The organism is Rapidithrix thailandica (assembly GCF_039710355.1).
GTDB lineage: Bacteria > Bacteroidota > Bacteroidia > Cytophagales > Flammeovirgaceae > Rapidithrix > Rapidithrix thailandica.
This window is the reverse complement of the sequence record NZ_JBDKWZ010000005.1, coordinates 305,251-319,290: the sequence shown is the minus strand read 5'-3', so window position 1 is coordinate 319,290 and position 14,040 is coordinate 305,251. Positions and strand designations below refer to the sequence as shown.

9 protein-coding genes are annotated in these 14,040 nt (G+C 42.9%); 4 read left to right on the top strand and 5 right to left on the bottom strand.

The genetic code is table 11. From position 1 onward, the window contains the following. Positions 1-95: 95 nt before the first annotated feature. Entirely contained in the window at positions 96-617 is a 522-nt protein-coding gene (locus AAG747_RS10845; RefSeq protein WP_346821187.1) for a DUF4199 domain-containing protein, read from the top strand. A gap of 89 nt (positions 618-706) precedes the next feature. Next, positions 707-1,702, top strand: coding sequence for a glycosyltransferase family 2 protein (locus AAG747_RS10840; RefSeq protein ID WP_346821186.1), 996 nt, complete (start codon positions 707-709; stop codon positions 1,700-1,702). A gap of 147 nt (positions 1,703-1,849) precedes the next feature. Here AAG747_RS10840 and AAG747_RS10835 read toward each other — a convergent pair whose 3' ends face one another. From AAG747_RS10835 to AAG747_RS10820, 4 genes are all read right to left on the bottom strand, one after another. Then, positions 1,850-3,757 (bottom strand): DUF294 nucleotidyltransferase-like domain-containing protein, encoded by a 1,908-nt coding sequence (locus AAG747_RS10835; protein ID WP_346821185.1) that lies wholly within the window; start codon positions 3,755-3,757, stop codon positions 1,850-1,852. After that, positions 3,754-4,446: a 3'-5' exonuclease gene (locus AAG747_RS10830; RefSeq protein ID WP_346821184.1), complete on the bottom strand. Its 693-nt coding sequence runs from the start codon at positions 4,444-4,446 to the stop codon at positions 3,754-3,756. Before AAG747_RS10830 ends, AAG747_RS10835 begins: the two co-directional genes overlap by 4 nt. Before the next feature lie 164 nt (positions 4,447-4,610). After that, the gene (locus AAG747_RS10825) at positions 4,611-9,746 is read right to left on the bottom strand and encodes a tetratricopeptide repeat protein (protein WP_346821183.1); all 5,136 of its coding nucleotides are present in this window, start codon (positions 9,744-9,746) and stop codon (positions 4,611-4,613) included. 139 nt (positions 9,747-9,885) lie between these two features. Further along, positions 9,886-10,989 carry an SIR2 family protein gene (locus AAG747_RS10820; protein WP_346821182.1) on the bottom strand — a complete coding sequence of 368 codons (1,104 nt, stop codon included), beginning with the start codon at positions 10,987-10,989 and terminating at the stop codon, positions 9,886-9,888. Positions 10,990-11,253: 264 nt separating this feature from the next. Between AAG747_RS10820 and AAG747_RS10815 the strand changes: the two genes are divergently transcribed. Both AAG747_RS10815 and corA read left to right on the top strand, forming a co-directional pair. Then, a complete protein-coding gene (locus tag AAG747_RS10815; protein WP_346821181.1) occupies positions 11,254-11,994 on the top strand; it encodes a hypothetical protein in 741 nt (246 codons plus the stop codon). A 244-nt stretch (positions 11,995-12,238) separates the two neighbouring features. Next, positions 12,239-13,306 carry a magnesium/cobalt transporter CorA gene (gene corA / locus AAG747_RS10810; RefSeq protein WP_346821180.1) on the top strand — a complete coding sequence of 356 codons (1,068 nt, stop codon included), beginning with the start codon at positions 12,239-12,241 and terminating at the stop codon, positions 13,304-13,306. A gap of 167 nt (positions 13,307-13,473) precedes the next feature. Here corA and AAG747_RS10805 read toward each other — a convergent pair whose 3' ends face one another. After that, positions 13,474-14,031, bottom strand: coding sequence for an RNA polymerase sigma factor (locus AAG747_RS10805; protein WP_346821179.1), 558 nt, complete (start codon positions 14,029-14,031; stop codon positions 13,474-13,476). Between the last annotated feature and the right edge of the window lie 9 nt (positions 14,032-14,040).

The following is a 14,040-nucleotide window of genomic DNA, read 5'->3' as shown; positions in this document are numbered from 1 at the left end:
TTCCAACAGGGAGGAACCTGTATCCAATTAATTGGTATAATTCAAATCCTCCCCTAACTTTACGCCTGTATCCGTTCAATAAATCATTTAATACCATGGAAGATAAATTATCAGTTAAACCTGTTGCGATTAAATATGGGCTCATCCTGGCTGTAGCCTCTTTTGCTTACAGTTTTGTGTTAAATGTGACAAATAAAACGGATGATCAATTGTTCGCAACCATCAATTATTTGATCTTCATCCTCGTCTTTGTATTTGCTTTCCGGGAGTTTCGCACATCCAATGAAGGTTTTATGAAGTATTCGGAAGGATTGAAATTGGGCACACTAACCGGATTGATTGCGGGCTTTGGCTCCGGACTGCTCACGTACTTATACATGATCTTTATCGATGATTCCGTTATCCAGGTTATTTTAAACGCCTTGCGCGATCAATATGCCCGGAACCCTCAATTTACAGAAGAGATGGTAGAACAGGTGATGGCGATGATGACCAAATTTATCACCCCCCTGACACTATTTATTGCAGGTACTCTGGGAAATGTATTCTTCGGCTTTCTGATTTCTTTGATTATTGCTGCCATTATGAAAAAAGAAAAACCTGAATACGAAGTGTAAGTAAGGCTTTTCCTATTAGAAATAGATGTGAATCCCTTTCGGGTCTTTTGAAAGGGTATTCCTCCACTTGTCAACTGTCTAGTAAGCACATGAGTAAGCTTGATATCTCAGTAGTTATCCCTCTGTACAACGAAGAAGAATCTTTGCCGGAATTGGTCGAATGGATCAAAAAGGTGATGGATACCCATGGGTATACCTATGAAATCATTATGGTCAATGACGGAAGCACTGACCGTTCATGGGAAATTATCAACCAACTGGCCAAAGAAAACCAACATATCAAAGGCCTTAGCTTTCTACGAAACTATGGAAAATCAGCGGCCTTGAATGTCGGCTTCAGAGAGGCAACGGGCACGGTAGTGATCACCATGGATGCTGACTTGCAAGACAGCCCGGACGAAATTCCCGGCCTGTTTAAAATGATCGTGGAAGAGGGATATGACCTGGTATCCGGATGGAAAAAGAAACGCTACGACCCTATTACCAAAACCATCCCCAGCAAGCTATTTAACTATACGACCCGGGTGATGAGTGGTATCAAACTACATGACTTTAACTGTGGTTTGAAAGCGTATAAAAACAAAGTGGTAAAAACCGTGGAAGTCAATGGGGAAATGCATCGTTACATCCCGGTGATTGCCAAATGGGAAGGCTTCCGGAAAATAGGCGAAAAGACAGTACAACACAGGGCCCGGAAGTATGGTATGACCAAGTTCGGTTTGGAGCGGTTTATCTACGGTTTTTTGGACTTATTGTCCATCTCTTTTGTTACCCGTTTCAGAAAAAAACCCATGCACTTCTTCGGTACATTGGGTTCTCTCTCTTTCCTGGCCGGTTTTATCATGGCACTTTACTTGATCGGTGAGAAGTTGTATTACATTCATGTATTAAATCAACTTCCCCGTAGAGATATTGTAGAGCAACCTCTGTTCTTCTTAGCCTTAGTGGCTTTGATTGTAGGAGCCCAACTTTTTCTAGCGGGTTTCATGGCGGAAATGACCTCTCTTAACCACCCGAACAGAAACGACTATCATATCGAAGACCGTTGTGGCAGAGCACAAACTCCGGAATTGGAACGGACATAACCCAGCCTTGCCAACAAAAATGCCGCAAAGTCACAAAGCGTTGATTTATCATGCGATATTTCTGTGTAAACCTTAGTGCCTTTGTGGCTATAGATCGACTTTTTCTAATAGCCTCTTTTTATGTTCTGCCGAGCATTCTGCCGAGCATCATCCAAAAATACTTTTGGTAAACTCTACTTTGATTTTCAATTGGAAATCCTGGATTACTTTAAACGTCTCTTTCAAGGTTACTTTCTCGATTTTGGTAATACTTTTCGGGTCAAAGTAATTATGCGGTTCTGAATGGTCATTAATTACCTGGACGGCCTGTTTCTTAAGTCGCAAACTCATTAAATAGTAATACGCCTGAATTAATTCGCTGAATTCCTTTTCGGAAAAAACACCCTTCTCTTTCAAGGCTTCCAGACGTTCCCCGGTATTGGTTTTGAAGATCATATATTTCAAGGCATATACCCTTACCAAATCCACAATAGGTGTCATGGCATTTTTCAGGTTAAACACCTTTTGCGAGCCTTTGGTAAAGGTGCGAATGCTATTGAAAAATGTCAAAGGAGGTTCGTACTGCAAAGCATTATTGGCCATATGGTACAGAAAGCGGTCCAGTGGTTTATCCAGCTCCTGGCGTAAATACTCCTGCAACTCCTGCATGATTTTCACCTCACCATAAATATACCGGCAATCAAAAAAAGTAGCGATATTCATTACCGTTTCCGGCACAGACTGGTTGATCCAACTTACATAATTCCGTTTCCAGTGAGAGAGCGAATGGGTCCACTTAGGGTTTTTCGCCATCAGGCCTCCTTTGCAAAAACTAAAACCGATATAATCCAGGCGTTCGGATACCAACGAGGCAAATTTGAGAAAATACTCACGCACCAGTTCTCTTTGTTCATTCGCCTTGTCTTCGTAAATGATGGCGTTGTCCTGATCGGTTTTCAACGTCTGTTCTTTCCTGCCTTCACTGCCCAATACCATAAACACAAACTTGGCCGGAGGAGCCCCCATTTCTTCAATCACCCCCTCGATCACTTTCAAGGCAATGGCGTCCGAAACGGTAGTAATTACCTGGTTTACAATCTCAGCTTTTACTCCCCGGTTCAACAATTGCTGAACAATGACCGGTACTTTCTCCCATTTTGCTTTCAGCTCATCTACCGAAATGGCCAACTTGACCGACTGAATGAAAACAAAGGGAGACTGGGCCTGCTCTCCCAACAAACGGTTCCGGCTGATGACCCCTTGCAATTGCCCGTCTTTCTCAATCAACAAGTAACGGATTTTGTTTCGAAACATCAGCAATATTGCCTCGTACACATAACATTGGTCGGAAATGGAAACAATAGGATTATCCATCACATTGGCCACCGGCTGGTCAGTGGGAATACATTGTGCCAATACATTATCGCGCAACGTAATGTCCGTCACATATCCTACTATCTGCCCTGAAGAGTCTTTGATAAACAGGCAACTGACTTTATGCTCACCCATCAGCCGGGCTACTTTATAAATAGGCGTCTTGCTGGTGCAAGAAATGATTTCGCGGGGTTCTATCGTTTCGATTTTCCGTGAATACAGTTGATCCGAAGCGATAAAATTTTCTTCTATGGTGGTGGCCGGACTTACAAAATGCGCGTATTCATCATTCAGCATCAAGCGGCCAAATTCCGCTGTGAAATAATGAAAAAACTCCTCATAAGCCTGGCACAAAGCTTTGAAATGCTTTCGATGCAGAAAGTAGACTTTCGTGCCCTTTTTGGCTATAATGGTACGGATTGATTTCTTTTTATTAAGCAGTACGGAAATACCTCCGTAACAATACCCCCTCTCATAATACTCCACCATCCGTTTGTTTTGCTCACTGTCGTAAAAAAAAGACTCAAACTTTCCTTTACTGATGATTTCCACCCCGCGCATCTTCGACACGTCCTGCAAATAGATAGGCGCATCTTTTTTATAAGACACTTCCTCTAACAAGTCCAGGACCTCCAATAATACATCATCGGGTAAAACATGAAACGGTTTGACAGATTTCAGGAATGCTAACTGGCTATTCATACATAATGATACATAAACAAAGACAAAATTACGAGAAGCATAATAACAATGCCAACTCCTTTATTTAATGCAAGCCATTTGGACCCTTTTTCTTGTTGTTTGGTGATGATTTTGTCAGTGATGTCCCCTCTTTTTTGCAACTCAAAAAAGCAACGGGCAGTTGCACGGGCATCCACCAGTGCATTATGCTGATTTTCCAGAGTGGTTTGGAAAAGCCTGGTATACAGTTGCCCCAACCTCAAAAACTTTTGATGAGGTGAGCCCACAAACTGATACGTTAGCTGCATGGTACAGAACTTAGGCATGTATTGAAGCGGATTCTCCAAGCCTGCCCGAAAAAAGCCAACGCCTAACATATGGTAGTCCAAGGGAATAAAATGGCTCACCACTAACGGGTTGTATTTTTTCAAGTCTGCCAACAAGCGTTGCATCACTTCCCTTCTCTCTTTGCCGTGCCGTTGGAGAAACTCATGAGAAATGCCATGAATCTGACGGGAAGCCTCCAGGATTTCGTAGTCCTTATCTTCTATGTAGTGATTTTCATATTTAATTTCATTTCCATCTTTGGTACATACTGTCCAGGCGATCTGAACGATAAAAGGCCAATTCTTTTCAGCCGAGTACGGCTTGTTCCAATCCTTAGGCAAGCCGGAGGTTTCCGTATCTACAAATATCACATAATCTCTCACTCTCCGAAATTACTATTTTTTTATGTTTGAAAAAAATAACTTCCGTTCATTCAAAAATTTTATTCAACTGAGAAAGAATCTTTTAGCCCAAGTGTACATCTGTGTCACTTTCATTTTAGCTGTGTATATTAGTACTGTTTTGAAAATATGAATGGGCTGAAAGATTAATTCAAGACTTCTTCCCTCACCCGTTTTACATCCGCCTGATCTGCTCTGATAATTCCGGCATTCTCAAGCTGCATCAAGTCGCTCAAAAAGACCTCCTTGTAATATTTATACTGATCCCCATAGCGATCATCCTGGGTATAGGCTTTGTTTTTCAATTGATTATAAATAGAAGCGGCTTTATCAAAGTTACCGGAAAGCAAATAGCCCAAAGCCAGGTTTGTATATACCCACTCCCCTTCTTCTCCCATGGCAATGCCTTTGTTTGCGACTTCAATTGCTTGGCTGTATTGCCGGGTAAACAGGTAATAATAACTTAAATTCCCCCAGTTGGTCAGGTTATCGGGGTGTTTTTGGGTAAGAAGCTCATATATTTTGACCGTATTTTCATACTGTTTCCCATTAAAAAAGGCATTGCCCAAATTTGACCAATCATTTTGATTCAGGTAGTCAGGGTCAATCGCATCGGCTTTTTGAAAACAGTCGTAAGCTTCTTGCAGCTTTTGGGATTGGAAGTAGAGCAAGCCCATATTTCTCCAGGCCCATTTGTAAGTAGGATCTGACGTAACGGCTTTGGTATAAGCTTGAATAGCTTCTTGCTCTTTGCCCCACTCTTCGTAAGCCAATCCCATTTCGTTCAAGGGAGCGATGTAGTTAGCATCAATGCCCACCGCTTGTTGATAATGATCGATCGCTTTTTGAAACTGGTTTTGCTCCCGGTAAACCTCTCCCAAGTTCCGCCAGGCCCATTTGTGTAACGAATCGGCCTTCAGCGCTTTTTCAAAATAATAAATGGCCCGGGGGTAGTTTTTGAGTTTTTGAAAACTCAAACCCATTCCATTGAATGCCTGTGGGTATTCGGGATCAATGGCCAGGGCTTTTCTATAGGCATCCACCGCTGTCCTTTGGTCATTTTCCAAACGGTAGATATCACCCAGGTTCCGCCAGGCCCATTGGTATTCGGGGTCTAGTTCCAGTACTTTACGATATTTTACTTTGGCTTGTGCCAACTCCTTATTTTCATCATAAACCACCCCCAGATTAAAGATGGCATTGACATATTCCGGATCGATCCGGATAGCCTGTTGCAAATGTTTTTTGGCTTCGTCATAGCGGCCTTCTTCTTTATACATCATGCCCAGGTTTCGCCAGGCCCATTTATGATTGGCGTCTATTTCAATGGCTTTCCGGTAGCTCTTCTCGGCGAATTCATTGTTGCCGTTTCCTTCGTAATTAATCCCGAGCGTGTTCCAGTAATCCGCATTGTCCGGGCTGAGCGCAGTGGCCTTATTCAAATATTCCACGGCTTTCTTGTATTGTTTCTGCTCACCATATTCCCTTCCCAGATAATAATAGGCATCCGCATAGGCCGAATCCACCGCTATGGCTTTTTCCAAGGCTTGTATTGCCTTAGCGGATTGCTCTTTGTTGGCATATACAATGCCTTGATTGCGCCAAGCCCATTTGTTCCGGGCATCCACTTTAACAGCTTTCAGGTAAAAACTCAAGGCTTTTTCATAATCGTCCAACTCATTGTGAAAGACTATTCCGAAATCGTTCAAAGCCATCGAGTAATCCTTCATCAGTTCCTTATCATTCGGATACCTGCTTTCCAATTGTTCAAAGACCTGCATGCTTCCTTGCCAATACGCTTCAAACAAACGGTATTTTTCGAGTTCTGCCATTTGATTGCCTTTTCCTTCCAGCATTTTAATCACAGAATTGGCCTTTTGTTTGTCGAGTTGAGCATGTTTCAATTGGAATACCCGGATCCGAACGGCCGAACTCACTTTTCCCAATAGTTCCGTTTCCGGTATGTGGAGGGCATTAATCAACACTTCTTTATCATAAATATCTGCCAGTAATGTATTGACCCGGTCTAACAAAGCCTGTTCAGAGGAAAGCTGTCCGTCAAAACGGTTAAAGATGGTTTGTGTCAATTCTTTTGCTTTCGCTAAATAAGCAGAATCTTGAGAATACCTTTCCTGATAATACAAGCTGTCTCCCACGGAGCGAAACCCATATACATCCTGGTAGTAAATCCGGGCCGCATGTAAGATGTCTTCCAGGTTCCCTTTCAGGATCAGGTCTTCTACTTCTAATACCCCGTATTCAAATTTATCTTTCATGGAAAGGGGCTCCAAGGCTTCACTTTGGAACAGGTCATTTACCGAAAGGACCCGGTTATTCAGATAATCCCACAAACGCAGGGTACTGTCTTCCGAAACGCTCATGACATACCTGTCTTGGTAGACAAAGCGGGCCTGGGTGACTTTCTTTTCATGACCGATCAGGATATTCCGGGCCTCTTCGCTTCCCAGTTCCCAAACACGGGCCGTATTGTCGTCCGAGGCCGATAATATATACCGGGCATCCTTTGAGAACTGTAAGCATTTTATCCCTTTTTGATGCCCGAGAAACTGCCTGCTCTCCACATAGTCAGGCTGAAAGTTTTCCGGCTCTATCTCCACCTGAGGCTCCAGTGGTTGCTGTACCATTTGTAGTTGGGCTTTATTGTAGCCCCGTTTCTGGTTTTTCTCTTCTTTCGGGGCTTTTACCACCTGCTGTTGAACTTGTTGTTGTTTATAGGTTTTCAGTGGGCTTTTATTCCAGTTATTTTCCCAAAGTTGTATGGTATTATAACTGGCCGTCAACAAGTAATGCCCGTCTACAGACACAGCCATGGCATTATTGTCCGAATACCCTGTTTCCAACACACCTATCACTTTCTCCACAGCTACATCGATCACTTCCACCTTATCGTACAAGCCTACAAACAAGTACCTTCCTCCCAGCCCAAACACCATAGAGTTAATTCGATCATATGTTGTAAAAGATTTTACCAATTGCCCTGCCCGGTTCCAGAGTTTCAGGCTGCCGTCTTCCAGGCTCACGGCCAATAACTTTCCGTCTTGGGAAATCAATACGTTCCGGACATTGGTTTCATTTCCTGAGAGGGTGACCGGAACCATACTGGAAAGCGGCCATATTTTAACGGTTTTATCATATGTACCTGCGGTCACAAGTATGCTTCCATCCGATGAAAGGGCCATCTTACTGACTCCCCCCCTATGTGCTTGTACTCTCTGTCTCTTTCCTGTTGACAAATCCAAGATGAGCAATTCATCTTGGTAAGCGTTTGCCATCATTGCCTGCTGGTTGTCAGGTGTGATCACCACAGTTTCTAGTGGCCGGTCTTGCACAAAGGTGGTTTGAGGCAATAGCAGATTGTCAGGGATATGCTCGGTGACGGTTTGTGTAATGGAATTACGGTTGATGGCCAAGGCCTCCTTGGCCAACTTTAATGACATCAACAAGTTATTTTGCGCATGTAATTTTGATTCTGCCGCCAGCACCATGGAATTTTTCACCATATTGTACTGAGCAGGACGGTCTACCAATCGCAAAAGCGTATCCACGGCAAACTCTTTTTGCTTCTCCGTCAGATTTCCCAACCAACGGGCTTCGTTCTTTAAAATATCATATCGTTGTAGTTGCTTTTGCAAGCTAAAAGCCTGTTCCAAAGCAATCAGACGTTGTTCTTCGGCATATCGCCTTTGCTCATCCGCTTCCACACGTAACAATTCGGCCTCAACCCTGCGCATTTCGGCAGTATCTTTCTCCAGCCGCAATATTTTTAACAAGTCTTCTAACTGATGTCGCTTTATTTCCAGCGAATCCATGGCAATTTCCAGTTGCTGAGAACTGCGAAGGGCCTCCTTCCGGTCCAGGTAGGCAAGGATGGACAAACCCATGGAAAGAATCAAAGCCACGCCAATAATGACAGCGATGCGTTTGGTATATTTTACCGATTGTTCTTTTCGCTCTTCTTCCAGGCGTTTTTGCTCGGCCAGACGTTCTTCCTCCAACTTTCGCTGGGCATTGGCTTCCGCTTCCAGAGCCAAACGTTTTTGCTTGGCATTCAGAATCGGCACCACCAACGAATCGTGACTCAATTCAAAAGAAAAGCCTCCTGCAGTGTTGGGTTCCGCCCGGAGCAAATGGGTGTTGACTAACTGCCGGAGGAGTTCTTTACTGATGTTGTAGTTTTTATAAATCTGCCCTTCGTACAAACTCAACCTGCGTTGGTCATCTTCAAATATCAACCCTTCTTCAATAAATACCCGGGCATTGACCCGGTCGTCCGGATCGGGAATTTTCGCGATTAAATTATCATAGTAGTTTTTAAAAAAATTGCTGATATCTCCCAAGTCTTCCGGCTCAACCAAGCGCTTTCCCTCTTCCAAGACCATGCTTTCCACCGACTGGCAAATAATCTGCAACTGAAAGGACTCAATCTTTTGCTCTCCTCCTTTAGTCAAAAAACCCAGAATCCTGTCCAAGGCGATGTCACTAAAATCAAAAGGCGGGCAAATAAACTCCTCTCCTCTTTTATAGGCGGGATTCAGAATGGCATCTTCGGCCTGTATCGGACTCAAAGCACCCAATTCGTAAGTCTTATTCAACACGCCCGGCAAATAATCTTTTAACTGATTCATCAGGCTCATTTTGTCCGAACGGATCGCCATCAGTACCTTGATGTTCAAGGGTTGATAGAGCAACTCCAATTCGTGATCCGACAGAAACTCCGGGTTCGTCTGGCTCTTCTCTTCCATGGCCGCCCGGTATTTTTGCGGGATCACACTATGCAACACATCGGCCAATTCACTTTTGAATTGATTGACTTGCTTCCGCGGATACGTGAATAGCTCTTCGAACTGATCAAATACCAGGAAAAAGCTGCGGTTGGTTTTCCGGTGAATCTGTATATTTTTCAGGTAATACCAGAGGGAGCGTTCCCCTTCACATATCTTGTCCAGAAAGGAAACTTTAGGCTGGTTCGCAGCTATTTTTTTCACTAACACTTCCAAAGGAGAGTATTGGCTTCCGGCCTGATAGCTACCAAACCGGATGCTGATCGGCTCATAGTCAGTTTCGGCTTCGATCACCGGGATAACCCCGGCATTCAACAAAGAGCTTTTTCCCAAGCCGGATTTCGAATACAACACCACCAACTGTTCTATATTGATAAATTTGGTGAGTTGTTGGATGTCCTTTTCCCGGCCAAAAAACAGGTTCTTTTCAGTCACGGAAAAGGGCTTCACTCCGGGATATCTATGTAATTTTTCACTCACGGTTTGTCTAGGGTCATTTGACTAAAAGAAAACAATCAGTACTATTCAAGGTGTACCATGGTTGGATGCATACGAAGGCATCAATATGTGGTCAGCCGTTTGGGAGGCAGGGGCATTAAGGCTTCATCATATCGGCAAGCTATTCCAATAGTTTTACTTCTTTGCACAAATCCAATACGGCTTGCTTGATTTTATTGGCTTCAATTCCCGCATCATTTTCATCGATAACACCCTGGTTTACTTTTCGTTGCAAGCGACTTTGCCGGCTGGAAAGCAAACGGGAGTCGTCTCCCAATTCCTCCTCTTCCTTTTGTTCAAAGAACTCCTTCAAGAGTGCTAAAGCTTGATCAATTTCATCCTGTTCTATACAGTTTTCAATTTTGGCTGATACACTCAAATCCGCATCGCCCAATTCTTTGAGCAAGTGTTTGTCCTGGCATTTTTGATACAGCGTATCTACAAATTCTACAATGTTATTATTAATAAATTCTATCTTAAATTGATCATAACAAATCTTAATAGTATCCGCACTGAGCACTTTGTTAGAAGCGTAGCGGGAAAAGCTATAACTTTCATTGTGTAATTTTAACAGGCGCAGAAGCAACTGTACATACCACTTGTCAAACTTAAACCCTAAAAAAATAAAATTGTCGGCCGATTCCAGTGTATTGCGCAGGTCCGTAGGCAAATCGCGGTTGCCAAACAAGGCCAACAAAAAGTCAAACAAATCATCGTGGGTCAGTATCAAGGACTCTTCTTCTTCCACACTGCCAAACAAATTATACAACAGGGGTTGACTTTTACTGGGACCGGGCACCTCTTTGGGGTTTCGTTTTTTATGGTAGAAATCAAAGTGATGGGGCAATTTGTATTTTTCAAAGGTCTTTTTCAGATACAAATCCGGAGAAACCGATAATACCAAGTGAAAGGGAATTTGGGCGATTTTATGGTAAATATCTTCATAATAAGGTTGCCGAAAACAATCCTTGATTTTATAATAGGTGCGGGTTTTGGCAATGGGGTTTTTAAACAAAAAGAATTCATCATTCTGATAGTAATTGACCACATTTTCATTGTTCTCCACATCCAGGTGGTCGATCAATGCATCTTCCAACGATTCCCCGCTTTGTAACTGGGGTAATTCCTTGCCAATAAGTAAGACGCACTTTTCATTACGGATCGTCTCTAATACAAAATCCCAGTCTACATGGGCATGGTATTGATCATTTGTAGTTTCTGACATGGTGAGTACTATTTCAACTAGAGGCCCTTCAAGAATATACTTGATTTTTCTTTGAAAATGAATTAGTTACTCAATACTAACAAATTATCTTTAAATTTAAAATGAGGAAGCCACGTTTGGGAGGATTGAGGGATTGGAGGGTTGAGGGATTGGAGGGTTGAGGGATTGGAGGACTGGAGGGTTGGGAAAGGCATCTGCTGCTTTTCACTTGCATTTACCAAAAGACAAAGCATTATATCACTGTTCACCGATAACCGAAAAAAAATGTCCGTTACTCAAATCAAAGAACTGGTAGCCCAAAATAAGTTGAAACAAGCTTTACAACTGGCCGGGCAGTTAAGCAAGCATTCCGACCTTCATCAGGATGTCTTGGGGCTTAGCGCCAAATTCCAACGCAACCACCGGCAAGAAAGGTTGGGCACCATAAGCCTGGACGAAGCCAACCGGGTAAATATGCAAATTGCCAATGGCTTACTCGACCTGCTCAACGAATTTGCGGAGAGTACTCCCTTACCGGATGAAACAGAAAACACCTCTCCCCTCAAAGCAACCGAAACCCCTGCCCAACAAGCTCCTATCCAAGTGAATGTATACAATACCAATACTTCCGAGTCTTCTTCTCACTCGGAAGCATCCGCGCATGTGGAGATCGATATCTCCTTGAGCATTAACGGCCTGAAAGGAGCATTTGAAGAATTGCAGGGGGAATTATCCAATGCCCCATACAGCCCTGAGTTGGTTGAAGCCCGGCAAGAAGTGGCCCAATTGGAAGAACAAATTCAACAACTGGAGGGGGTTCAACAAAAAGAAGATGTTCCGCAAGGGCCTATGAACAAAATCAGGCGGTGGCTGGAAAAGGTACAAGATCCTGAGTCCTCTACCGGCCAAGTGATTAAAACCATTGGAGATGGCATCGGGATTGCTCAGGATGTGGCCAAACATTATAACTCCATAGCCGAATGGTGTGGTTTGCCACAAGTTCCGAAATTATTTTTAAAGGCCTAACAACCTTCCGTACTTGCCCGGTCATTTTACTTTTCTAAGATCTGAATAATTTTACTATATTACTTTTTGTGAGAAGGAAGCTGTCCGAAAAGTCGATCTATAGCCACTAAGAGGCTAAGGCTAAGTTTTTTCACAAAAATAACAAGCTGTAAATCAGCCAATTGATAGCCTTAGCACCTTTGCGGCATTTTATGTCCTTTTGACTTTTCGGACAGCCTCTGTTTTTTTTGAATCCAGAAATACTATGGCCAGATTTTATAAAAAAAGAGACTCAAACAAAGGGCAATCGCCTGGTTCTTTGATTTTCATAGGAAATAAAAAGGTAAGGAAACCGAGGATCGATGTGTTTGATTATACGAAAGACTACGTTCATGAAGTGCAAATCAAAACCCCTGAAGAACTCATACCCTATAAGCAAAACACCAGTACACTCACCTGGATCAATGTGGTGGGCTTGCACGATACTCAGTTAATTGAGGAAGTCGGGACTATTTATGAACTTCACCCACTGATACAAGAAGACATTCTCAATACCGGACAACGGGCCAAGTTGGAAGAATTTGAGGGATATATGTTTGTCACAATGAAAATGTTGAACTATGATAACAAAAAGCATCAAGTTGTATCCGAACAGCTCAGCATGGTGTTTGGCAAAAATTTCCTGATTACGTTCCAAGAGCGCAAAGGCGATGTATTCGCTCCTATCCGGCAAAGGATTCACAACCCTTCCAGCCAACTGCGCAAGTTTGGCACTGACTACCTGGTATACCGGCTGATGGATGCCGTAGTGGACAATTATGTATACTTGGTGGAAAATATCGGGGAGCAGATTGAAAACCTCGAATTGAAAATCCTTAAAAACTCCGGACAGGAAGTATTAAGCGCCATCAATATGCATAAACGGGAGTTGAACTTTGCGTCTAAAACCATGCGCCCTGCCCGGGACATGATCATGCGTCTTAACCGGCAAGACGAGCATTTTATCAGCAAGAAAACCCGCCCCTTTTTAAAAGACTTACTGGACATTATCGTCCATGTGACCGAAACCATCGATTCGTACCGGGAAATGCTCTCTGACTTTCTGAATATTTACCATACGGGTATCAGTGCCCGGCTCAACTCCATAATGAAAGTACTCACTATCTTCTCGACCATATTCATCCCACTGACTTTCATTGCGGGAATTTATGGAATGAACTTCGAAAACATGCCGGAACTTCACCATCCGATGGGTTACCCAATCGCTATGAGCGCAATGGCGGTAGTGGGAGTCAGTATTCTAATGCTTATGAAATACAAAAAGTGGCTTTAATAAGCCAAGGTTGAGGGATGAAGGAATGAAGGAGTGAAGGAGTGAAGGGATGATGTAATCATGGCAACCTGCTTCCAACAAGCTTAACGGTATCATTTCAATGCTTCTACTTTCACTTTGTAAAGAAAGGCTATGTTACATCATTCATTAATTATTTTATTCCCCCCTTAGCATCCTGCTTGTTTATGCAGTTTGGTCACTTTTTCACGGGCGCGTTTCAAGCGCATTTTCACGGCACTTTCGCCAATGCCCATGGTTTCCTGAATTTCTTTCAAAGAAAGATGCTCTTTGTATTTTAACATTAAAATCATTTTATCTTGCGGGGGAATCTGTTCCAGTAACTGCTGTAATATTTCAATCGAAACCTCTTCCGGTACTTCTTCATCAAATTCCGAAATCTCTTCTAGTTTATCAGCCAATTCATTGGAAATTTCCGTATGCAAATGCTTGCTGTTTTTCCGCAAATAATCCAGGCAAGTATTATTGGTAATGGTATAAAGCCAAGAAGAAAATTTCGCATCTCCTTTGTACATGGATATTTTCAAAAACAACTTCACAAACACGTCTTGTGCCAGGTCCTTAGCCGTATCTTCATCTTTGACATAAGTCCGGCACTGAGCGACAATTTTTTTCTCATAACGCTCCGAAAGTAATGCAAAAAGCTTGGGCTCAAAGCTCTTTTGTAATTGCCCAACAAGCTCTTCATCGGTGATATATTCTTTCATCACTTGCCA